The sequence below is a fragment of the Roseateles chitinivorans genome (assembly GCF_002761755.1).
Classification (GTDB): Bacteria; Pseudomonadota; Gammaproteobacteria; order Burkholderiales; family Burkholderiaceae_C; genus Roseateles; species Roseateles chitinivorans.
This window is the reverse complement of the sequence record NZ_PEOG01000072.1, coordinates 1-22,795: the sequence shown is the minus strand read 5'-3', so window position 1 is coordinate 22,795 and position 22,795 is coordinate 1. Positions and strand designations below refer to the sequence as shown.

Sequence of the window (22,795 nt, the reverse complement as noted above, 5' to 3'; positions counted from 1 at the left end):
CCCGCGTCGGACGGATGTCGGTCCCTTGCTCATGGGGGGTGTCATCCGCGCAACCGTCCCAGCAGGCCCTTGACCACCGTCTTGGCCGCCACCTCCAGGCGCTCGGCCCGGGTGCTCGAGGCCGCCTGGCGCAGCAGCGCGGCGACCTCGTCGCGCGTCATCAGCGGGTAGTGCGCTTCGCGGCTCAGGCCGTCGACGTCCTCCTGCTGCCCATTCCACCGCCGCACCGGGAAGCGGTAGAAGCGGTAGCGCGGGTCGTCCAGCGGCAGCAGGTCGACATCGGGCCGCTGCGCCGGGTTGAGCAGGCCCAGCACCGGCACATGGATGGTCTGCGCATCCGACAGCCAGGTGGCCAGCCAGGCGAAGGAACTCACGCTGGTGACGACGTGCCGCGCACTGCGCAGGCGCTCGAAGTCGGCCAGCACGCCCTGGCTGCGCACGACCCGCGCATCCGGCATCGCCTCCATCAGCAGGCGCGAGTACCAGTCGTCCTCGATCTGGCCGAACAGCACCGGGCGCAGGCCGGTCTCGCGGGCCAGCTGCCGGTAGTAGGCCGGCGGCACCGGGCCGTAGTCCGGATGGCACTGGCCGAGGATCTCGGCGCCGCGCACGCTGATGAGCAGCTCGTCGTCGCCGTGGCGCTCGACCTCGGCCCGGCCCGCCGGGAACAGCGCCTGGTAGGCCGAGGGCGGCAGGTAGTTGGCCATGCGGGAGCCGATGCCCACGAGCTTCATGTCGCGCAGCAGGCCCGCCTTGACCAGCGAGGCCACGCCGTGGATGTCGATCAGGTGACCGCGCAGTTCCACCGGCTTGGCGCGCGGGACCGGTTCCTCGCCGCCCTTGAGGGACCACAGCGGCATGTCGTAGCCGACGATGTCGAGCTCGGGGACTTGCGAGCGCAGCGAATGCCCGAGCATCAGCTGCATCATCTGGTTGCCCAGGTTGCCGGTGGGCTGGATGCGGAAGGTGACCGCGCTCATCGAGAGTGCTCCGTGTTGATCATTTCAGTGACGGCGGAGTTCCGCATACAGGGCCTCGTAGGTGTTGCCGATGGCCGTCATGCCGAAGTCGCGCGCGGCGCTCTCCGCCAGGGCCGCCGACGAGGCCGGCGTGCGCTGGGCCAGCAGTTGCAGGCACAGCCGCGCGAACTCCTGGGGATCGCGCGACGGCGTGTTCACCGCGTCCGGACGCTCGCCGACGATCCAGCCGGTGATCTCCGGAATGTCCATCACCGCCACGGCCAGTCCCGCGCACATCGCCTCGACGATGGCCGTGCCGAAGCCTTCCTGGCGCGAGCAGAACGCGAACAGGTCGACCGCGCGCAGGATCTCGTGGATGTCCTCGCGCCGTCCCAGGAAGCGCACGCCGCCGATGCCGCGCTCGGCCATGAACTGCTGCAGCTGGAGGTAGAAGGGGTTGGTGTCCTCGTTGCCCGGGCCGATGATCAGCAGGACCGCGTCGGGCCGCTCCCGCCGGATGGTCTCGAAGGCGGCGATCAGCAGGTCGTAGCCCTTGCGGTGCTCGACCGCGCCGATGGTCGCCATCACCGGCACGCCGTCGGGAATGTCCAGCGCGGCGCGCGCGCGCGCGATCTCGTCGGGCATCGGAAGGTAGTAGCGGGCGGTTTCCACGCCGTTGGCCACGAGCAGCACCCGCTCGGGCGCCACGCCCACGCTGCAGGCCATGCGCTTGAGGCTGGGCGAGATCGCGATGTAGCGGTGCACCGAACCCAGGCAGGCGCGGTACAGCTTGCCCATCAGCCGGCGTCGCGTCAGCGTGGCGGGGTCGTCGGATTCGGCCAGCGTCAGCTTGACGATGGTCTTGCGGCCCAGCCACTTCAGCACCGGCATGGCCAGCAACTCGGGGCCCTGCACCGAGTGGAAGTGGAAGACGCGGAACTTGGGATGCGCGAGCGCGAACAGCACGATGCGCAGCGTCCAGATCAGCTTGCGCAGGTTGGACCGCGCCGCCGTGAAGGTGCGTCGCCGATAGAGGTCGAAGGACTCGTGCCGCAGGTCGGCATCGGCGCCGTCGCCGTTGTCGGCCAGGAAGGCGACCTCGCAGCCGCGCGTCTGCAGTTCGGCGCCCAGGCGCAGCGCCTGCACGATCGCGCCGCCGAATTCGGGCGGGAAGGTGAAGCACACCATCAGGATGGCGCCGTCGGCGGCCGAGGCGGTGGCCTGGGATTCGGTGATCGGGTCGGCAGTGGCGGGGACAGGGGAAGTCATCGGGAACGCCTCAGGATGCGCGGGACAGCTTGCTGCGGAACATGGCCTTGACCGAGGCCATCTTCTGCGGCGCGAGGATGGCCATCAGGCCGAGGTAGCAGGCGGCGAAGAGCGCGTACTGCGCGGCCAGTCGCCAAAGACCCGCATGGCCCGTGGTCGCGTGGCCGAAGATCCAGCGGTCGCCGCCCCAGACGAGGGCACCGGCGGCCAGCGCCGCGAGCACCTGGTAGCCGATCGCCCGCAACAGCGCGGCCGGGCCGGCCTCCAGCAGGCGCAGCACCGCCGCCATGGTCAGCAGCAGGTTGAGCACGGTGGCGATCAGGTAGGCCTGCGTCAGCCCCACCACGCCGAAATGGATGCCCGCGGCGAAGGACGCGACCTGCAGCACCGAGCCGATCACGCCGTAGCGCAGCATCAGCCCGGCATGGCCGGTGGCCAGGAAGGCGCTGCCCGAGGTGCTCAGCACCGACTGGATGAAGCCGGTGGGCGCGAGCCAGGCGAGCAGCGCCTCGGCGCCGGCCCACTTCGCGCCGAAGACCACGGCGACCGTCGGCTCGCGGAAGAACCAGAGCGCGGCCATCACCGGCGCGGTGCCGAAGGTGATCACGCCGAGCGAGCGCAGGTACACGTCGGCCATCTGCGCCCGACCGCCTTGCTGATGCGCCTGCGTCAGCAGCGGGAACACGGCGCGGGCCACCACGTGGCTGATGTTCTGCACCGGGAAGAGCATCAGCCGGTAGGCCACGCTGTACAGGCCCAGGACCGCCGAGCCCAGCACCTTGCCGATGATGAAGCTGTCGGCATTGCGGGCGAAGTAGTTGACGAACTGGAACGCGGAGACGTTGCCGCTGTAGCCCGAGATCTCCCGCAACCCGTCCCAGCGCGGCCGCGGCGCGGGCCGCCAGTCGGACATGGCCCACAGCATCGCGCCCTGCACCGTCGCGGCGACCAGCGTCTGCGCCACCAGCGCGTACACGCCCCAGCCCGCCAGCGCGGCGCCGACCGCGGCCAGCAGCGCCAGCACCACCGCGACGCTCTCGACCGCGGCGATGCGCTTGAACTGCGAAGCGCGCTCCAGCAGCGACTGGTGGACGATGCTGCTGCACGCCACCGGGAAGGACAGCGCCATCAGGCACAGCACCGGCACCAGCGCCGGGGCGTCGTAGAAATGCGCCACCGCCGGCGACGCCGCCATCAAGGTCAGGCAGATCAGGCCGCCCAGCGCCATGTTGAGCCAGAACACCGAGGCCTTGAGGCCCTCGGTCAGGGTCTCGCGCTGGATCAGCGCCGAGCCGGTGCCGAAGTCGCGGAACAGCATCGCGAAGTTGGTGAAGATCGCCGCGATCGCCAGCAAGCCATAGTCGGACGGCGACAGCAGCCGCGCCAGCAGCGTCACGCTGGCGATCTGCGAGCCGATGCGGGCCAGCTGCGAGAAGGCCGCCCACTTGATGTTGTGCAGGATGGACACGCGCGCGTTCCGGATCTCTGGGCGTGGGCCGGCTCAGGCCGGCTCCTCCGCCATCTTGCGCAGGTCGGCCGCGACATAGGTCGCGGCGATCTGGCGGTCGTTGCCACCGCTGAAGCTGTTGAAGTGCACCAGCCCCTGGTCGTGCGTGCCGGGCAGGCCCTCGAAGTAGCGCGGCAGCCGGCCGAGCTGGCGCACCCGCAATCCCGCGCGCAGCGCCATCGCATGCAGCCAGATGTCGTCCGCCTTGGGGCAGCAGGCCTTGAACGCGTCGCCCTGCGCATGCATGAAGTCGAGGAAATGCGGCGGATAGATCACACCCGACACGCCGGTGGCGAAATGGCGCCAGCGCGGCTCGCGGCTGCCGCACGGCGGCCATTCCCGGTACGGGCGGATGACGGCCCCGTCCCGGCCTTCCAGCGCCACCACATGCGCGCGGTAGCAGCTGATCTGGTCCGGCGCGGCACGGTAGGCCTCCCACAGGCGGCGCAGCCACCAGCGCGGATAGACGATGTCGTCGTCGGCGGTGACCAGCGGCACCTCGTGATGCGGCTGTGAGGCCACGTACGGGTAGTACTTCGTATGCGGGCCGAGGTTGTCGGTGAGATGCACCTCCAGCCCGCGCGCCTGCAGCCGGCGCAGTCCCGCGGGCAGATCGTTGAAGCGCGCCGCGTCGTCCAGCCACAGGACCAGGCGCGAGGGCTTGAGCCGGCCCCGGCCGATGCTCTCGATCGTCAGGTGGACGGTGTCGATGCGCGGGCCATAGGTGGTCAGCGACACGACCGGGCCGCCCGGCGCGACGACCGGCTCGGTGGCGGTCTCGTTGCGCCGCTGCAGCGCGCGCACCTGCCTCGGCACCAGCCGCGGCGCGAGCTTGTAGACCAGCTTGCGGTGAATCTTCGAGATCAGCAGATCGATGTCCATGAACGCAGCATCCATCCTCGAAATCAACCCTTGGACCGCGGCGCGGCCGCGGCCCGTGCGCCGGTCAGGCGCAGGCGGACCAGATCCATCACCCCGCCGACCCAGCGCTTGACGACCGGTTCGGCGTAGGTCACCACCAGCCAGCTCAGCAGCAACACCGCCAGCGAGGCGATCGTCAACGCCATCGCGGGCTCCACGCCCAGGCGGCGCAGCTGCCCCATCGCGACCGCGCCGATGTTCTGGTGCACCAGGTACAGCGGGTAGGTCATCAGGCCCAGCACCCGCAGCAGGCTCACCAGCGACTTGCTCGAGCGCCACGCCGCGTTGTGCCGGATGCCAAGCAAGATCACGGCCAGGCTGATCAGCCAGATCGCCAGCGCCGGCCACCACGGGTTGGTCCGCGGGCCGTTGGCATCGACATTGGTCCAGAAGATCTGGATCACGCAGGCCGCCAGCGTCGCGGCGAGCGTCGCCCAGGACGGCCGCTTCTGGCCGTCGATCAGCACCGCCCAGATGAAGATGCCGGCGGCGAAGAACGCACCGTGCTTGACCAGCAGCAGCTCCAGCACGCGCTCCACCAGGTAGGGCAGCGTCTTGTGCAGCACCGCCAGCGCCGGCACCGCGCCGGTCTGGCCCAGGGTATAGGCCGCCCAGTAGGCCAGGCAGATCCAGGCCAGCGCCGCGGCCAGCCGGCCGATCGCCCGTTCCTTGCCGCGCCAGATCAGCACGCCCACCGACGCATAGAAGAAGATCTCCACGCCCAGCGTCCAGAAGACGTTGTCGATCCACGGATACCAGGGCATGAACAGCATGCTGTGGCGGTAGCCCCGCATCAGATCGGGGGTGAAGCCGCCGTAGTGCCAGGCCAGCACCGCCAGCGTCAGCGTCGAGCACACCCAGGCCGCCGGCACCAGGCGCACCACCCGGCTGCGCAGGAAGGCATACGGCGTCGCGCCGCGCGCGGAGTACGCGATCACGATGCCGGAGATCACGAAGAACACCTGCACCCCGATCCAGCCATAGAAGGACAACCACGGGATCAGCGGCTGCGAGAAGGTGCCGCCGCTGAGTTCATAGGGCCGGCTGTCGGGCCGGTCCCCGATGCTGAAGGCCAGGTGCGAGAACAGCACCAGCACGGCGGCCAGGAAACGCACCAGGTCGATGGCGATGACGTGCTGCTGGCGCGGATTGGCGTGAACGATCGGCTCAGGCTGGGACATGGGAATTTCCTCCGAAACGGGCGAGGGGCGTCGCTGGCATGTCAGGCTGACGAGCGCTGCTGGCCGACGGCCGCGGCATAGCGCCGGGCCCTCGACAGGAACAGGGGATTGCCGAGCACATAGCGCTTGAACAGCCGGCGCGGCTCGCGCGCCAGGCGGTAGAGCCACTCGATGCCCAGTCGGCGCATCCAGGCCGGTGCGCGGGTCGCGCCGCCGCCCAGGAAGTCGAGGATGGCGCCGCCACAAACGATCAGGCAGGGGCGCGCGAGCGCACGGCGCAGTTGCTGCGCGACCTGCTCCTGCTTGGGCATGCCCATGCCCAGCACGATCAGGTCGGGCGCGAAGGCACGGGCCTGCTCCAGATACGCCTGCGGCGCGCGGAAGCCGTCCATCGCGTCGACCACGGCGCCCGGCGCCAGTTCGTCGCGGATCCGCGCGGCCGCGATCGACAGTTGCGGATCGCGCGTCCCCAACACCAGGATGCGTCGGCCGGCATGGCGCGCGACGATGCGCGGGATCAGGTCGGTGCCGTTGAGGTTCAGGCCCGGCGCGCGGCCCAGCCGGTCCATCAGCATGCGCATGCCGGAGCCGTCGCGCAGCACCCAGTCGGCCTGCGCCACGGCATCGGCGAAGCCGGGATCGGTCACCGCCGAATTCATCGCATGCGCATTGACGAAAGCCACCACGCGCGGGCGATCGATGCCACCCTCCGGGCCCGGCGCGCACATGGCCCGCAGCAGTTCGTCCTCCACGCCGCGTTCGTCCTCCACCACCGTGAGCGCGCCCAGGATCGCGCGCCAGCGATCGATCCAGGACGGACCGCCCGAGGCGGCGCCGGGACGCGAGGTGGGACTGTGAAGATCCGTCATGGTGCGGGCCTGCGTCTCAGTGATCGCGCTTGGTGCGCACCCATTCGGTCTGGCGGCGCACGACGAAGCTCAGGTAGATCGGCAACTTCGCCAGCACGTAGACCGGCGCCTTCAGCAGCTCGCCCAGTCCGATCAGCTCGGCAGCGAAGCGATGGCGCGCCGCGACGATCGCGACCAGCAGCGCCAGCACGCCCAGCAGCGCGACGACCAGCCCCGCCATCCAGCCGGTCAGGAGCGCCCAGATCGCCTGCACCAGCGTGGCCACGACCAGCAGCCCAGCCAGCAGCGCCAGTGGCGGCACCAGCATGTCCATCACCAGCATCGCCTGCGCGAAGCGGCCGCGTCGCACAGCCTCCCACAGCAGCTTCGGGCCCTCGCCCACCAGCAGCGACAGATGACCGTGCTCCCAGCGCGTGCGCTGGCTGCGCTCGCCTTCCTGGCTCGCGGCGAAGACGCTGGTCACCAGCACGTCCTCGCAGAACAGCGGCGGCGTGCCGTCGCGGGCCAGCCGCACGCCCAGCTGCATGTCCTCGGCCAGGTGACCGCTGGCCAGCGGCGCGCGCTGTGCCACCGCCCAGGGGAACGCCATCCCGGTGCCCAGCAGTTGGCAGGGCAGCCCCAGCTGGAACATGCCGCGCGAGCGCGCCAGGTTCTTCACGCGCATCGCGAACTCGGCCACCCGTGCCTTCAGCCCGGGCGTGGGGGCGGACATCAGGTAGTTCGCCTGCACCGGACGGCCATGGGCCTGCGCCAGTCCGGCCACGCGCGGGATCAGGCCCGGCGACAGCACGCAGTCGGCATCCAGCACGATCACGACGTCGGGCGCCTGGCCCTCGCGCTGCGCCAGCATCTCCAGCTGCCGCACGCCGAAGTCCAGCGCGTAGCCCTTGCCGCGGCGCTCCGCATCCTGGCGCTCGACGACCTCGGCGCCCACCATCCGCGCCTGGGCGGCGGTGTCGTCGTTGCAGTTGTCCGCCACCACCAGCACGCGGTCGTCCGGCCCCAGCTGCGACAGCGTCTGCATGATGGTCGCGCGCACGCCGTGGCCCTCGTTGTGGGCCGGAATCAGCACCGCGATGCGCGCGGGCCGCGGCTGCGCCGGCAGCGGCGAGGGTTGCCGCAGCGCCAGCACGATCTGCGTCAGCAGCAGCAGCGCGGGCAGCACCAGCAGCGCGGTGCCGGCCAGCAGCAGCACGTGGACGACGGTCAGCACGGTGTCAAGCATGGGCGTACTCGCTGAAAAGACGGAGCAGGCGCGAGGCCTCGGTGTCCACGTCGTGACGGGCCAGCACGCGGGTGCGCGCGGCCTCGGCCATCTCGCGCAGGCGCGCGTCGTCGCAGTCCAGGCAGTCGCGCATCGCCTCGGCCAGCGCCGGCGCGTCGCCCGCGGGCACCAGCCAGCCGTGCGTGCCCGGCACGATCAACTCGGGGATCCCGGCGATGGACGTGCTCACGACCGGACGGCCCAGCGCCATGGCCTCCATCGCCACGACCGGCAAACCCTCGGCGAAGCTCGCCAGCACCAGCGCGCGCGCCGCCATCAGCTCGGCGCGGACCTGGTCGCTGCCGATCCAGCCGGTGATGCGCACCACGCGCTGCAGGCCGAGCTCGGCGATGCGGGCCTCGATGGCCGACCGCAATTCGCCGTCGCCGGCCAGTACCAGTTCGAAGTCGGGCCGCTCGCGCACGAGCAGCGCCGCGGCCTCGATCAGCAGCAGGTGGCCCTTCTGCTCGGCGAGGCGCCCCACGGCGACCAGCCGACGACCGCTGGGCGGCGCTTCGGCGCCGGCGTGAAAACCGGGCTCCAGCCCGCAATGCACGACCTGCACCTTGGCCCAGTGCGCGCGCTCCACCCAGCGGAACAGCTGGCTGCGGCAGAAGGACGTGATCGCGACGACGAAGCGCGCGCGACGGATCTTCTCGCCCAGGTGCAGGAACTCCGGCTTGTCGAATTCCTCGGGGCCATGCACGGTGAAGCTGTAGCCCGGACCGCCAAGCGCATGCAGCAGCATCGCGACCTCGGTCGAGTTGGTGCCGAAATGCGCATGCACATGGGTGACGCCCGCCTCGCGCATCAGGCGCAGCGCGACGCAGGCCTCGGCCAGGTAGACCAGGTGCAGCGGCCAGGGACGATCGGCGCGGCGCCCCATGCGCAGCGCCAGGCCCAGCGCGCCGAGGAAACGACCCGGCGCCCGCAGCGCCTCGCGAACCAGCGCGGTGCCCAGCGCCACCGCGCCACCGCGCAACAGGTAATGGGTGCGGGCCTTCTCCGCCTGGTCCTGTGCGTCGGGCGCGGGATCGTCCCAGCCGCGCACCGCCACGCGCAGGACATCCTGGCCCTGCTTTTCCAGCGCGAGGATCTCCCGGCGGATGAACGTATGGCTGACCTTCGGATAGTGATTGACGAGGTAGGCGATCTTCAAAGGGTCACACTCCCTGGCTCCTGCCCCTGCAGGGCCGGATGCTTGTTTTGCTCTTGGCCGGCGTCGGCGCCGACAGGTTCGGCGCCAGGGCAAGCATCGTTCCTGGGACGGGCCGCCTCGCCGCGGTGCAGGATGCGGGCCGGATTGCCGACCGCGGTCGCGCCTGGCGGCACATCCTGCAGCACGACGCTCATCGCGCCGACCTTGCAGCCGGCGCCCAGTCGCACGCCACCGAGCACCTGCGCATAGGCGCCCAGCTCCACGCCGTCCTCCAGCACCGGGCAGGGCCCGCCGTCGACGCGGTTGCCCAGGGTCACGCCCTGACGCAGGGTGCAGCCGGCACCGATGACGGTGCCCGGGTTCACGAAGATGCCGCCGAAGTGCCAGATCCGGAGACCCGGCCCGATGCGGGTCTGCTTGGGCAGGCTGATGCCGGTCAGCGTCTCCACGACGGTGTGCAGCAGCAGGTGCAGCCGGCGGTGCAGGCCCTGCGCGAAGCCGGGCGGCGCCGCATCGACGCGGCGCCCGTAGCGGTAGACCCACAGCGCCCACATCGACTGCTCGCGCAGCGGCATGCGGCCCAGGCCCCAGCGGGCGACGTCGGCGGCCCAGTCCGGGTCGCGGTGCGCGCGCAGCGTCATCGTGCGCTCCTCTCGCCGCCGGACCCGGCCGGCGCGCGGGTGGAGGAAGGGGACGGCCCCTCCAGCGGCACCAGCGTGCCGCCCACCGACGACTCGCCCGGCCCGGGACCGCTGCGCACGGTCAGCCGGACGGCGCCCTGCCCTTGCGGCCATTCGAAGGTCTTGCTCGCGCCGTCGGCGAGCTCGCCGCTGTCGAAGAGCGTCGTGCGCCGATCCGCGTCGAGCAGCTGCAGTTGCAGCTTCGCGCCGCCGGTCGCGGTCGCGGTCAGCTTGTAGCGCTTGCCCGCCTCGGGCCTGGCCCAGGTGACCGGCTGCAGGCTGCGGCCGCTGTCGTTGACCTGCACCGCGATACCCTCGCCCGGTGGGAAGACGACCGCCTGTCGGCGTGTGTCGTAGACGCCCGGCGGACGGCCGGCGTCGGCATTCGGGCCCGCGCCCGCCGCCTTCATGGCGGTCGCCTCCGCGCCACCACGCCGCCACGGGCCGCGCAGCGACATCTGGTTCTGCGGCGCCTCCATCGACATCGGCCGGCCGTTGCCATCGACCCAGCGCTCCACGGCGGTGACCTGACGCAGCGCGCCGCGCACGCGGTCGAGCTGCGCCGCGAACGCGGGATGCCAGCCGCGCTTCATCGGCGACTTGTTGGCGCCCATCTCGACGTAGATCACGAACGGCGTCTCGACATTGCGATCGACGACGTAGGCGCCGTAGACCTTCAGCGTGCGTGCGACCTTGCGCAGCAGCGGGTCCTCGATGGGGCTGACATCGAAGTCGGGCGGCAGCATCATCAGCGCGCCCTGCGGGATCTGGCCGGTGTTGGACTTGGCGCCGGTGTCGGCGGACGTCGCCGGGAAGATGTAGGCGGGATCGGCCGACAGCCCGGTATGGGACAGCGACATCGCCAGCGCATGCCGGAACAGCTCGTCGCCGTCGTCGATCTCCTTGGCGCGCACCAAGCCACCCATCGTCGGCACCGCCGCGGCGCGGGCGCCCTGGAAGTAGTGACCGGGCTCACCCCAGCCGCGACCGTCCAGGCGGGTCCACGCGTACTGGTCGGCGCGCCACTGGCCGTCGATGAATCGCAGCACGTTGAACGAATGGATCACGCGGTCCACCGGATCGACGATGTCGCCATGGCCGTCTGCCGCGGCCGCGGGCACGACGCCGGCGGGCCAGCGCGGGATGGTGATCTGCTCGCGCATCGCCTCGGCGTCCGGATCCCAGATGCCCTTGCGGCCGGGCAGCGGCAGCACGGTGACCGGCGGATCGTCGGACGCGGCGACGAACACGCCGGTCGACCACTTGCCGTCTTCCATCGTGGGGAAGTTCTTCGCCTTCGGGATTTCGAAGCTGCCCAGCGTCACGCCGATCGGGCGCGCGTTCCAGGGCGAGTCCGCCGCGAAGGGCCGGTCCGCGGTGCCGAAGCGCAAGTGACGCACCGCGCGGGCTTGGGGGTCGGCGCGGTCAGCCTTGTCGACCTTGTCAGCCTTGTCGGCCTTGCCGGTCGCCTGCGGCGTCGCCCACGCGCCGGCGCCGATCGCCGGCGCGAGTCCGGCGAGCACGCCCGACAGCAGCCAGGTGGCGGAACGGATTGTGAGCATCGACGTCATCCGTCCACCCTTAAACACTACGAACCGCGTCATTGGACATCCTCAGCCGGTGGCCCATCGCAATAAAGTGTCGCTCGAAGTAAAACGTCGACAGGTGCGCGAGCAGGAAGACCGCCGCCAGCAGCAGCGGACGCTTGAGGTACTTTTCGGTGACATCGCCGCTGCCCAGCCAGGTGTGCTCCAACGGCACGTGCAGCACGTACACCGCGAAGGACACCGTCGCGAGGTAGGTCCAGAACGGGCGCGACAGGAAGGCCGCCGCCGCCGATCGCGGCTGGCACAGCAAGGCGCCGGTCAGGCACAGCACGGCATAGGGCCGCAGGAAGGACGCGACGTTGCCGTCGACGTTGTAGCAGGCCAGGCACAGCAGCGCCGCCGCGCCCCACAGCACGGCGGGGCGCTCGAAGAATCCGATCGCCTCGCGCCGGCTCGGTGAATGCAGCAGGATCGCCAGCACGAAGCCCGCCAGGATGTCGTCGATGCGATACCAGGTGATGCTGCCGCTGTAGCCGCTCATGTACACGCGGTAACCGGTCACCGCCACCAGCAGCGCCGGGACCAGCACGCGCGATACGCCGGGACGGAACAGCAGCAGCGCCGTGGCCAGCGCGTAGAACTGCAGCTCCACGCACAGGCTCCAGTAATGGTCCAGCGGCACCCGCATGCCGGCGTCGCTGAGGTTGGCGTAGAACAGCAGGTGCGCGGCCAGCGCCGACGGCGGGAAGTGCCAGATCGCCGCGACCACCACCGCCACCAGCCACGCCAGCGGCAGGATGCGCAGCAGGCGTTTGGCGACGAACTCCAGCGGATGCACATGCACCAGCACCTGCTTGCCGATGAAGTAGCCCGACAGCACGAAGAACAGCGCCATGCCCAGCATGCCGACCGATTCGTTGAGCCGGGGACGCAACGCGTTGAGCGGCAGCCAGTGGGCCACCAGCACGGTCACGATGCTCAGGCCGCGCACGCCGTCCAGGACTGCGGACCGGCTGCCGGCGGCGCTCATGCCGGCCTCGCCGACCAGGGACGCGCGCGCCGTCCCAGTATTCGCGGCGCCCGATGTCCGACATCGGGCCTGACGCGGCAGACGATGGCGCAGCCCGCGCCCATCACGAACCAGAAGAACCAGTTGAAGACGAGGTAGCTCAGCATGTTGTCCGACAGCGAGACCACGATGTAGCCGATCAGCAGCGCGATGAACATCGCCGACAGCAGGCCGTCGTCGCGGCGGAAGCGCCAGAAGATCTGCGCCGCGCGCAGGTACTTCCAGTAGTACGTGGCCAGTCCCACCACACCGACGTCGAACAGCATCTGCACCGCCACGCTGTGCGCGCCGGTGGTCATGCCGCCGCTCAGGCTGAAGAAGGTCGGCGAGTTGAAGAAGAAGCCGCCCGAGCCGTAGCCGAAGGCGTAGCGGGCCGGCGCCATCCAGCTGACGGCATCGGCCCAGAGCACGCGGCGCCAGGTGAAGGAGTTCAGCTTGGCGTACTGCACCACCACGTTGCCCTGGCCGATGTCGAGCACGCGGTCCCGGATGTCGGGCACCAGCAGCGCCAGCAGCGGCACCAGCAGCAGGTAGAGCAGGAAGCGGCGCTCGAAGAGCAGCCCGTAGAGGAAGAACATGGCGCCCGCGGCCATCCAGGCGCTGCGGGTCTTGGTCGCGGCCAGCAGCGCCAGCAGGACCAGCAGATAGCCGGCCATGGCCAGCCGCGCGCCGGTGGTGGTGCTGGCGAGCGTGCGGGCGTTCTTCCACAGGTAGAGCAGCACGCCCTGCATCAGCACCAGGTAGAAGGCCAGGATGTTGGGATGCGAGAACGGGCCCTTGTAGCGCCCCATGGCCGCCGGATCGTTGGTGACGTGCACATCGCCGCGCGCGATCGCGATCAGCGTGTAGATCGCCACCGGCACCGAGGACCAGATGACCAGCTTCAGGATGCGGTCGAACGAGGTCCAGTCCTCCACGACGTAGAAGGCCACCACGAACATCGCCATCGTGCTCAGCGTGCCGAGGAAGGTCCGCAGCTCGGGCAGCTTGTCCGGCGAATAGAGCAGCCCCACCGCCTGCATCGCGATGAAGGGCAGCCACACCATCCACGCCGCGCGCGGGATGCGCCGCGGCTCGCGCATCCAGAAGACGGCGGCCAGCAGGATCACCGCCAGGTTCACCAGTCCGCCCAGTCCACCGAAGCTGGCGAAGCGCGCCTCCTCCAGCACCGGATTGGCGATCGCCCGCAGCAGCACGATGGTGAGCAGCAGCGCCTTCGGATTGGCCAGGAACATGAAGGCGACGATCAGCGCCACCGGCAGCACGACGAAGAACACCGGCTTCTGCGCCACCATGTCGCCCATCACGACGCACACCAGCCCCATCAGCATGCATCCCGCGGCCACGGCCAGCGCCGCGAGCAGGGTGCGCCAGCTCGGCCGCCGCGACGGACGGTCGTTGCCATAGGGGTTCAGGCCTTGCGGGCCCCGGGAGCTCCCGGAACCCATGAGGCCGCCCAGCCCCGCCAGACCCTTGAGGCCCTTGAGATAGCCGCCGGCCGCGCTCATCGGACCAGCATCCCGCGGAACGGCGCCGGCACCGCCGCGACCAGCTCGGCCAGGAAGCGCGCCATCAGCTGCTGCGAGCCGGGGGCCGCCGAGGCCTGCGCCAGGCGCTGCGACGCGCGCACCAGGATGCCGTCGGGAATGCGCCCGGCCAGGCCCTCGTTGAGGATGTACCAGCGCGCGCTCAGCCCGTCGCCGCCATAGTTGTCGCCGATGCGGATCCAGTAGCGCACCGCCTCGAAACCACCGCCGCGGGCCTCGGCCAGCAACTGGGTCGTGGGCACGGGCAATGCGCGGCCGCCGGTGGCGATCGGCGGGCCCGCCTCGACGCGGCGCAGCGCGAAGCCCTGCGCCGGATAGCAGACCTCGGGACGGTGCACCTTGACGTCCTGGCGCTGCCGCTCGCCCCAGGCCAGCGCGAGCATCACCTGCTCGCCCTGGCCGTTGGCATAGGTCCGCATCACGGTCTGGTCGTAGGGCTGCTCCAGCACCGTCTCCACGCCTTGCGCCACATCGACCTGCGTGGTCGCGTCGGCGATCACGCGCCACTCGCCGAAGGCCTTCGGCACGACGGCGTCCAGGCTGGGCGCGCCGGTCACGGCCTGCAGCCGCGGCGTGGCCAGCCAGGCGCCGACCGCGGCCACGCCCATCAGGGCGGCGCCCCCCAGGCAGGCGCGGCGGGAGAAGCGCGGCAGCGCGTCGGTCGAGTCCGGCGTATCGGGGACCGCCGCCTGCGGCATCTGCATCGGCTGGCTCATCGCGCTCCCTCCCGGCCGCGCAGGCGGTCCCAGCGCGCCGACAGGCCGCGCAGCAAGGTGTCGACGCCCACGATCAGCATCAGCGCCGTCAGGAACAGCGCCATGCCGGAGAACTCGTGCATGAAGCCCTGGCCGACGTCGTCGCCCAGGTGGTAGGTCAGCAGGGCCAGGATCAGGATCCGGATCACGTTGGAGCAGTAGGAGATGGGCACGATCAGCAGCGCCAGCGCGATGTTGCGGAACACCGATTCATGGCGCACGACATTCATGTAGAGCAGGCCCAGCGCCTCGAGCGTGAACAGCGAGTTCAGGCCCGCGCAGGCATCCGCGACCATCAGCTGATAGGGGCCGATCTGCAGGATCACGCCGGCCCGGGCGATCGGGTAGCCCAGCGCGTACATGAGGTACTCCGCGCCCCAGGACGCAGCCAGCTTCATCGGCTGGGTGATGACGTCGACGATGGACGCCGGCAGCGGCACCGCGAACAGCAGCAGGAAGAACGCGAAGCCGTAGCGTCGCGTGATCGTCGGGCCGAGCAGCAGCAGCGCCAGACCCAGCAGCACCGGCATCAGCGAACCCATCTCCAGCAGCGCGACCGACTGCGAACGGCCCAGCACGTAGCCCAGCAGTCCCAGCACGATCAGGGTCCAGCCGGCCAGCGGCGCCGGCCGCGGGCGGAAGGACTGGCCCTGCCGGGCCATGCGCCGCGTCTGGAAATAGAAGTACCAGGCCGACAGGGCCAGCACGATCGGTCCGTGGGAATTGCGGTCGCCGCGCCACGGCCCCCGCATGAAGTCGACGATCGTTGGCGCATAGAGCGCCACCAGGCCGATCGCCAGCGCGATCAGCGCGACCCGGTTGGCGGCCCAGAAGGCCACGCCCGGGCGACCCGGCGCGCCGGGGAGGACGTTCTGCGACATGCTGTTCACTGCGATCCCTGCTGGTGGTTCCGGACATGCGGCGGCGTGGCCTCGCGGCCGTGCCGATGGTCGATGCTCGCGGCTCTGGTGGCCGCTGTGCCGTCTCGCCCGGTGCCCGGTGTCAGTACTGGTTCATCACGGTGCCCACGAGGGTCGTGGACACCCCGTCCAGGCTGTCGGTGAGGTCCTGCAGCGCGCTCACCCGCGACTGGTTCTGGCGTGCCAGGACGAGCGCCGCGCCGCAGCGCGACGCGACGATGGCGGCGTCCGCGCCATAGCGGCTCGCGGACGTGTCCACCAGGACGTAATCGAACTTGCCGGCCAACTCCCGCATCAGCATGCCGAACGCGGGGCGTTCCAGCAGTTCCACGGGGTTGGGCGGGACCGCGCCCACCGGCAGGATGAACAGGCTGTTCATGCCTTCCACCTGCTGGATCACGCGGGGCTCGCTGCGCCCCGACAGGATCGAGGACAGCCCGGCCTGGTTGCTGACGTCGAAGATCTCATGCTGGCGCGGCCGGCGCAGGTCGGCATCCACCAGCAGCGTGCGACCGCCCAGCTGGGCCAGCGTCACCGCCAGGTTCGCCGTGAAGTAGCTCTTTCCGTCGAGCGTGTCCGGGCTGATCACCGCCAGCGCGCGGCGCGGTTCGCCTTCGCGATAGAGCCGCATCGTGATCTGGCTGCGGATGCCGCGGAAGACTTCCGACTGCGACGAGAACGGCTGGTTCAAGGCCACCAGCTCCGGACTGCGGGTCTTGCGCTCGTTCGGTGCGTACGGGTAGTGGAACTGCTTGGACAGCGCCTCCAGCACGTCCTCGGCATTGGCATAGCCCAGGGCCACGGCGGCCTCGCCGAAGCGGATGCCGCGCTCGCGCTGGTACTGCAGCACGCGCTCGACCTGGTCGGCGCTGAGGTTGCGGGTCTCGGCGATGATCGCGCCGATCGAGCGGTCGTGCACGCCCGCGCCGCCGCCGGAGGGTTTGTTCAGAGGGCCGTCCACGGGTTTGCTCTGCGCCAGGGAAATGGGTTCCTTCAGATCGGACATCAGGCGGCTCCTCGGCTCGCGGCGCCGGGCGCGCCCAGCAGTCGACGTTCGGCGGACGGGAGCGCCTGCGCGCGCCGGCCCGGCGCGGGCAGCACGCCCAGCATCGGCAGCGGCAGCACGGCCATGACGTCGTCGGCGTCGCGGACCTTGCGGTCGCGCAGTTCCAGCAGCAGCGCGATGCCGATCGCCAGCACCAGGCCGGCCACGAAGGCCAGCGCCGTGTTCAGCGCCACCCGCGGCGAGGCCGGCTTGAGCGGCGGCGTCGCCTCGGCCAGCAGGTTCACATTGCTCTGCGTCGACTGGCTTTCCAGGCTGGTCTGCGTCAGCCGGGTGGTGATGTTCTCGTAGGCGCGCTGGGCGCTCTCGACCTCGCGCATCAGGCCGCTGGCCTCGTCGCGCGCTTCCTTGAGCTTGACCACCTTGGCGCGCTGCGCCTCCAGCTGCGCGCGCGTCTCGGCCTCGCGCTGGCTGTTGATGGTGCTGGTGACCGCGACCGAGCCGGTCACGCGGCGGATTTCGGTGTTGAGCTTGGCGCGCGTATCGGCCACCGAGGCCTTGGCCTCGATCACCTGCGGATGGTTGTCGCCGTAGCGCGTGCTGAGCTGCTGCAGATTGGCCTCGGCGCGGCTGACGTCGGCCTTGAGCTGCGACACCACCGGGTTGGCCAGCACGTCGGGCAACTGATCGCCGCCGCGCGCGGCCTGGCCGGAGCGGCTGCGCGACTCGGTCGCGAGCGAGGACAGCGCCACCAGCTGCGAGGACAGCTCGTTCAGGCGCGCGTTCTCGACATCCAGGCGCTCGTCGGAGGCCAGGATGCCGTGCTCGCGTTCATAGGCGGAGAGCTTGGCGCGCGCCTGCTCCAACCGGTCCAGCGCCGCCTTGGCCTGCTGGTCGAAGTAGCCGGCGTACTGGCGCGCGGGTTCGACGCGCAGGTCCAGCGTGGTGGCGATGTAGGCCTTGACGAAGGCGTTGGCCATCTGGGCGGCGACCTGCGGCGACGGCGAGCGGTAGTTGACCGTCAGCACGTTGCTTTCCTTGGAGGGCTTGACCTCCATGTTGGCCTGCAGGAACGCGGCGACCCATTGCTCCATCGAGCCTTCGGCACCCTGGGCCTGCCATTGCTCGCGCAGCTCGGGCAGCTCGGTCAGGCGCAGGTCGCGCACCACGCGCAGCGCGACACGATCGCTGGCGATCACGTCGACCTGCGTGTTCATGTAGGCCGGCGAGGCCATGCCGGGATAGATCAGCGCCGACACCGGATCGGGCTTGGCGTCCACGACGACCGAGGCGCTGGCCAGGTAGCGCTTGGGCAGCACGAGGCTGACCCCGAGCGCCGTCAGGGTGGTCACCAGGACCACCAGCAGCACCAGCTGCCAGCGGGCCAGGATGATCGACATCAATTTGCTGGGCGTCACCATGCACTCCTTCACCGGGACGGGCGCCCGGGGTTACTGCGTCAGAACAGGCTCTCGCGGACGAAGATCACGTCGCCGTCCTTGAGCGCCTCGTCCATCGCCGGCTTGATCTCCTGCACCTTGCCCGACGCGTCCTTTCGGTGCACGCGGATGCCCCGGTCGGTGCCGCGCAGCGTCAGGCCACCGCCGGCGGCCAGGCCCTGCAGCAGCGTCATGCCGCGCTCCAGGCGGATCTGGCCGGGCTTCTGCACCTCGCCGTAGATGTAGACCATCGGATAGCGGTCGACCCACAGCACGTCGCCGTTGAGCACCACCACGTCCTGCTCGCGACCATTGGGGCCGAACAGCGTCGGCAGGTCGATCTCCAGGCGGAACGGCTTGCCGCCGCGCTGACCGGTCAGCACCAGCAGGTCGCCGCCCGCGGGCGAGACGCCGCGCGCATTGGCCAGCAGGTCGGTCAGGCGCATGTCGGCGACCTCCAGCGGATAGCGGCCGGGCTGGTTCACCTGGCCCAGCACGCTGGCCTGGTTGCCGGTGACCTTCAGCACCACGATGGTGACCTGCGGCTGCTTGACGAAGTTGCCCTTCTTCAGGCCGTCGGCGATGCGCTGCTCGGCATCGCTGATCGACAGGCCGCCGATGCGCACCACGCCCAGCAGCGGGAAGGTGATGGTGCCGGACTCCGAGACGCGCGTCTCCAGCGTCATGTCCGGGTTCTGGAACACGCTGATCTTGATCGCATCGCCCGATCCCAGGCGGTACTCGGCGGCGGCGCCGGTGGACAGGCCGGTCGGCGCCGGTGCGTTGCCGGGACGGGCGGCCGTCTGGGCGACGGCGCCGGTGGCGAGCGAGACCGCCAGCACGGCCGAGACGGCCGTCGAGACGAGCGGGAGGATCGGGAAGCGATGCGTGTTCATCATTTGATGCCGAGGCCCTTGGCGAGTTCGTTGTTGTCCACCGGGCCGCTGGCGCCGATGGGGCTGTCGGACGCGGCCGGCGCGGGGGCCGTCGCGGGCGTGGTGCCGGCGGGCGCGGAGGCGGCGGCCTCGGCGAACTTGCCGACGTATTCGATCTTGGCGTTGTCGCGCATGGACTTGATGTCCTTGGCGACCAGCTCGGCGCGGCGCTGGTTCAGCAGGAACATCTCGATCGAGGCGCGCGCTTGCGCCTCGGTCGCGGGCTGGCGCTGCGAGCCCGCGAGGAACAGCACGGTCAGGCCGTTGGGATGGCCGTTCATGATGAACTGGCCGTCCTTCAGACGCGCGATGGCATCGAGGTTGTTGAGCGGGATCTGCTCGGCCGAGCGCACCATCTGCGAGCCGACGAACTTGAAGTTGTCGGCCTTCAGCGCTTCGAGGAATTCGGGAAGGGTCTTGGCACCCTGGAGCTTGGCGCGGATCGCTTCGAATTGATCCGGCTTCGCCTCGATGTTGATTTCCTGCAAGTTGTAGATACGACGCTCGGCAAAAAGTGCCGGTTTGTCGTTGTAGTACTGCTTGATCTCCTGGTCGGTCGGCTTGGTCGCCGTCTCGCCCAGATGGTCAGCATAGGCCCTGGCGATGATCTCGCGCTTGGCGGTTTCGATCTGTTGCACCACCCGCGGATCGCGATCGAGCTTGAGGTCCTGGGCCTTCTGCACCGCCAGTTCCTGGTCGATCAGACGCTCCAGGATCTGGCGCGATGCCGCATCCACCTGCTCAGGCTTGATGTTGGGCTGACGTTGCAGCACGAAGTTGATCTGGTGAACGGTGATCTCTTCCTTGTTCACCTTGGCCGCGGTCTGCGAGGCCTTCGCACCGCTGCCGCCCCCACAGGCGGTGAGCAGGATTGCGGCAAGAACGGCGGTGAAAAGGGCGCCGGCCGGAGCGGCGCGTCGCGCTGAAATACCGTGGACCCGAGTCCGCTTCACATGCATGTTTCGACCTTGTTTGTTGTGTCTGTCCCGCAGGCCTGTCGAGGGCGGCCCACAGGCGCTCGCGAGCGGCGAGTGTAGCCCTGCACCATGACGGAACTGCCTCATTCCAGGGGGTCTGAAGGCCGCCATCCCGGGTTCGCAGGGGTCCATAGCAAGAATGGGTCCCGCCCCCGTCGTCATCGGCGTTTCCGCCCCCGCAAACAAGGGGGATGCGACCCGCAAAAACGCGTGTCGCGCCTCTTTGCAACCGCTTGAAAAACGCGCTTGAAAATGCAGGCGGCGCTTCACGCCAGCCTCACGTCGCGAGGCTCACCTCGCCGCGTTCGGCGCGCTCGCCGCGGCACGTCGCAGCGCGCCCGGCGGCTGCCCGACGATGCGCTTGAAGGCGCGGCTGAAGGAGGCTTCCGAGTCATAGCCGAGCCGGTCGGCGGCCACCGCCACCCGCATGCCTTCCTGCGCGATCCAGCGGCGCGCCTGGAACATCTTGACCTTGGCCACGTACCTGGCGGGGCTCTCACCGACGGTGCGGGTGAAAGCCTCGGCGAAGCGCGAGCGGGAGGCGCCCATCAGCCCGGCCAGCTCGGGCACGCGCCAGTCGCGCTCGGGCTCGGCATGGATCGCCGCGATGACCTTGCCGATGCTGGGGCACTGCACCGCGGCGATCCAGCCGCTGGCATCGTTGCAGGCGCACTCGACCCAGGCGCGGATGATGCTGGCCGCCAGCACGTCGGCCATGCGCGCGAGGATGCCGCAGGCGCCGATGCGGTCCATCGCGACCTCGCGCTCCATCGCCTCGAGCAGCGCCGGCACGGTCGGATCGCGCCGCGCCAGGTCCTTGGCCCACATCGCGTCCGGCATCATCGCCAGCAGCGGATGCAGCGGGTCGAGGTTGAAGCGCATCGCGCCGCAGAACATCACGTCGACCGGCTCGGCGGACGGCATCGCCTTTGCCGCCGCCTCGGCCTCGGCGCCCACCAGGTAGATGTCGTCGGCGACGGCGCGGCGCGACAGCGAATCGATCTCCACCGTCGGCAGGTCCGGCGCGCTCGCCATCACATGCGCGCTCCCGCGCGGGAGCAGCACCGCGTCGCCGGCATTGAGCCGCACCCATTCGGCGCTGCCGGCGGTCTTCAGCCAGCAGCCCCCGCGCGCGACGAAATGGAAGCGCGCCTCGGCCCCCGCCGGAAAGGCGACGGCCCAGGGCGCGCGCAGCAGGCAGCGGCCGTATTCGACGCCTTCCAGCCGCAAGCCCAGCAGGATCTGCGTCAGCAGGTCGGCCGGCTTGAGCGGCGTGGACGGCAGCGGCCCGGTCACCGGGACATGAACCGGCGTACGGACGGGCACGGCGCTGGAGGAATCGTCAAGCATTTCGGCTCTTCCGTCATGGAAACGCCGGGATGCTATCCATAAGCTGATGTCCATTGCCACTGCCCCGTCTCTGCACCGTGTCTTCCTCCTGCACCGATTGCCTCGACCCCCGCTCGCCGACGGCGCCCGCGGCGGACTCGTCGTCCCCCTCGCCCGCCTCGCCCACCTCGCCCGGCGCCCCGGCCTTCCATTCCGCCGCAGCGCCGACGCCTGCCGCCGCGACCGGCTCACCCCCGGCCGCCGGCGCATCGGCGCTTGAAGGCGGACACGCGCACTGGCCGGCCATCGCCTCGCTGACGCTGGGCGTCTTCGGCCTGGTCACCGCCGAGTTCCTGCCGGCGAGCCTGTTGACGGCCATGGCCGCCGACCTCGGCATCAGCGCCGGCGCGGCCGGCCAGACGGTCACGGCCACGGCGCTGGTGGGCGCCGTCGCGGCCCCCTCCATCCCGCTGCTGACGCGGCGCTTCGACCGGCGGGCCGTCATGGTCGCGCTGACGCTGCTGCTGGTGCTGTCCAACCTGCTGGCGGTGACCGCGTCCTCGCTGGGCGTGCTGCTGGCCGCGCGGGTGATCCTGGGCGTGGCGCTGGGCGGCTTCTGGTCGATGGCCGCGGCGCTGGCGATGCGGCTGGTGCCGGAGCGCCTGTTCGCCCGCGCCATGTCGGTGATCCTGGCCGGCGTGTCGGTGGCCACCGTCTGCGCCGCGCCACTGGGCGCCTGGATGGGCGAGGTCTGGGGCTGGCGCAGCGCCTTCGTCGCCGCCGGCGCGCTCAGCTTGGTGACGCTGGCGACGCAGATCGCGACGCTGCCGGCGCTGCCGCCCAAGGACAACCCGGACCTGCGCGTGCTCGGCGAGCTGCTGACGCGACCCGGCGTGCGGGTGGCGTTGCTGGCGGTGCTGCTGGTGATCTCCGGGCACTTCGCCGGCTTCACCTACATCCGCCCGCTGATGGAGAACGTCACCCACCTGCCGGTGTCGGCGATCACCGCGATCCTGCTGGGCTACGGCATCGGCGGCTTCTTCGGCAACCTGGCCGGCGGCGTCCTGGCCGAGCGCAGCGAGCGGCGCGCGATCGTCGCCGGCGGCAGCCTGATCGTCGTGCTCGCGGCCAGCCTGCTGCTGGCGGGCTCGTCGACCTGGGTCACCGCGGTGGCGGTGGTGCTGTGGGGCTTCGCCTTCGGCGCCTTCCCGGTCGGCTTCCAGACCTGGATCGTGCGGGCCGCGCCGGACCAGGCCGAGGGCGCCGGCGGCCTGCTGGTCGCCGCGTTCCAGATCGCCATCGCCAGCGGCGCCATCGGCGGCGGCATGCTGGTCGACCACATCGGCGCGCTCGGCGGACCGACCTTCGCCGCCGCCGCGATCACCCTGGGCACCTTGCTCACGCTGCGCCACGGCCCGCGCGCCGCTGCCTGAGCCCCCACGCGCCCGCCCGGCCGAACGCTCAG

Annotated in this window: 20 protein-coding genes; 1 reads left to right on the top strand and 19 read right to left on the bottom strand. The window is 70.6% G+C overall.

Annotated features, from left to right (window positions below; genetic code table 11):
* Positions 1 to 41: 41 nt before the first annotated feature.
* From CS062_RS20775 to CS062_RS20685, 19 genes are all read right to left on the bottom strand, one after another.
* The gene (locus CS062_RS20775) at positions 42 to 980 is read right to left on the bottom strand and encodes a hypothetical protein (RefSeq protein WP_099863463.1); all 939 of its coding nucleotides are present in this window, start codon (positions 978 to 980) and stop codon (positions 42 to 44) included.
* A 24-nt stretch (positions 981 to 1,004) separates the two neighbouring features.
* Positions 1,005 to 2,228, bottom strand: coding sequence for a glycosyltransferase family 4 protein (locus CS062_RS20770; protein ID WP_099863462.1), 1,224 nt, complete (start codon positions 2,226 to 2,228; stop codon positions 1,005 to 1,007).
* A gap of 10 nt (positions 2,229 to 2,238) precedes the next feature.
* Positions 2,239 to 3,696, bottom strand: coding sequence for a lipopolysaccharide biosynthesis protein (locus CS062_RS20765; RefSeq protein WP_099863461.1), 1,458 nt, complete (start codon positions 3,694 to 3,696; stop codon positions 2,239 to 2,241).
* Between the two features lie 33 nt (positions 3,697 to 3,729).
* Positions 3,730 to 4,617, bottom strand: coding sequence for a hypothetical protein (locus CS062_RS20760; protein WP_099863460.1), 888 nt, complete (start codon positions 4,615 to 4,617; stop codon positions 3,730 to 3,732).
* Between the two features lie 23 nt (positions 4,618 to 4,640).
* Positions 4,641 to 5,837, bottom strand: coding sequence for an acyltransferase family protein (locus CS062_RS20755; RefSeq protein ID WP_099863459.1), 1,197 nt, complete (start codon positions 5,835 to 5,837; stop codon positions 4,641 to 4,643).
* Between the two features lie 41 nt (positions 5,838 to 5,878).
* On the bottom strand, positions 5,879 to 6,706 hold the full coding sequence (locus tag CS062_RS20750) for a WecB/TagA/CpsF family glycosyltransferase (protein ID WP_099863458.1): 828 nt from the start codon (positions 6,704 to 6,706) through the stop codon (positions 5,879 to 5,881).
* Positions 6,707 to 6,722: 16 nt separating this feature from the next.
* Complete coding sequence (locus CS062_RS20745; protein WP_199174304.1) at positions 6,723 to 7,931, bottom strand: glycosyltransferase family 2 protein; 1,209 nt, start codon at positions 7,929 to 7,931, stop codon at positions 6,723 to 6,725.
* Entirely contained in the window at positions 7,924 to 9,129 is a 1,206-nt protein-coding gene (locus CS062_RS20740) for a glycosyltransferase (protein ID WP_099863457.1), read from the bottom strand. The genes CS062_RS20745 and CS062_RS20740 overlap by 8 nt, the downstream gene beginning before the upstream one ends.
* The gene (locus tag CS062_RS20735; protein ID WP_099863456.1) at positions 9,126 to 9,770 is read right to left on the bottom strand and encodes a serine acetyltransferase; all 645 of its coding nucleotides are present in this window, start codon (positions 9,768 to 9,770) and stop codon (positions 9,126 to 9,128) included. The genes CS062_RS20740 and CS062_RS20735 overlap by 4 nt, the downstream gene beginning before the upstream one ends.
* Positions 9,767 to 11,371, bottom strand: a complete 1,605-nt coding sequence (locus CS062_RS20730; protein WP_143742431.1) for an Atrophin-1 multi-domain protein — start codon at positions 11,369 to 11,371, stop codon at positions 9,767 to 9,769. The genes CS062_RS20735 and CS062_RS20730 overlap by 4 nt, the downstream gene beginning before the upstream one ends.
* A 19-nt stretch (positions 11,372 to 11,390) precedes the next feature.
* Complete coding sequence (locus tag CS062_RS20725) at positions 11,391 to 12,386, bottom strand: acyltransferase family protein (protein WP_099863454.1); 996 nt, start codon at positions 12,384 to 12,386, stop codon at positions 11,391 to 11,393.
* Positions 12,383 to 13,933, bottom strand: coding sequence for an O-antigen ligase family protein (locus CS062_RS20720; protein WP_099863453.1), 1,551 nt, complete (start codon positions 13,931 to 13,933; stop codon positions 12,383 to 12,385). The genes CS062_RS20725 and CS062_RS20720 overlap by 4 nt, the downstream gene beginning before the upstream one ends.
* Positions 13,930 to 14,688 carry an exosortase C-terminal domain/associated protein EpsI gene (locus tag CS062_RS20715; protein WP_099863452.1) on the bottom strand — a complete coding sequence of 253 codons (759 nt, stop codon included), beginning with the start codon at positions 14,686 to 14,688 and terminating at the stop codon, positions 13,930 to 13,932. Before CS062_RS20715 ends, CS062_RS20720 begins: the two co-directional genes overlap by 4 nt.
* Positions 14,685 to 15,608, bottom strand: a complete 924-nt coding sequence (gene xrtB, locus CS062_RS20710) for an exosortase B (RefSeq protein ID WP_099863468.1) — start codon at positions 15,606 to 15,608, stop codon at positions 14,685 to 14,687. The genes CS062_RS20715 and xrtB overlap by 4 nt, the downstream gene beginning before the upstream one ends.
* Before the next feature lie 121 nt (positions 15,609 to 15,729).
* Positions 15,730 to 16,653, bottom strand: a complete 924-nt coding sequence (locus CS062_RS20705; RefSeq protein WP_099863451.1) for a polysaccharide biosynthesis tyrosine autokinase — start codon at positions 16,651 to 16,653, stop codon at positions 15,730 to 15,732.
* On the bottom strand, positions 16,653 to 18,068 hold the full coding sequence (gene epsF, locus CS062_RS20700; RefSeq protein ID WP_099863467.1) for a chain length determinant protein EpsF: 1,416 nt from the start codon (positions 18,066 to 18,068) through the stop codon (positions 16,653 to 16,655). Before epsF ends, CS062_RS20705 begins: the two co-directional genes overlap by 1 nt.
* A gap of 41 nt (positions 18,069 to 18,109) precedes the next feature.
* Positions 18,110 to 18,985, bottom strand: a complete 876-nt coding sequence (gene epsE / locus CS062_RS20695) for a polysaccharide export protein EpsE (protein WP_099863450.1) — start codon at positions 18,983 to 18,985, stop codon at positions 18,110 to 18,112.
* Positions 18,985 to 20,088 (bottom strand): EpsD family peptidyl-prolyl cis-trans isomerase, encoded by a 1,104-nt coding sequence (locus CS062_RS20690; RefSeq protein ID WP_233218183.1) that lies wholly within the window; start codon positions 20,086 to 20,088, stop codon positions 18,985 to 18,987. Before CS062_RS20690 ends, epsE begins: the two co-directional genes overlap by 1 nt.
* Before the next feature lie 204 nt (positions 20,089 to 20,292).
* On the bottom strand, positions 20,293 to 21,351 hold the full coding sequence (locus CS062_RS20685; protein ID WP_099863448.1) for an AraC family transcriptional regulator: 1,059 nt from the start codon (positions 21,349 to 21,351) through the stop codon (positions 20,293 to 20,295).
* Between the two features lie 53 nt (positions 21,352 to 21,404).
* Between CS062_RS20685 and CS062_RS20680 the strand changes: the two genes are divergently transcribed.
* Positions 21,405 to 22,763 carry an MFS transporter gene (locus CS062_RS20680; RefSeq protein WP_233218182.1) on the top strand — a complete coding sequence of 453 codons (1,359 nt, stop codon included), beginning with the start codon at positions 21,405 to 21,407 and terminating at the stop codon, positions 22,761 to 22,763.
* Positions 22,764 to 22,795 lie beyond the last annotated feature (32 nt).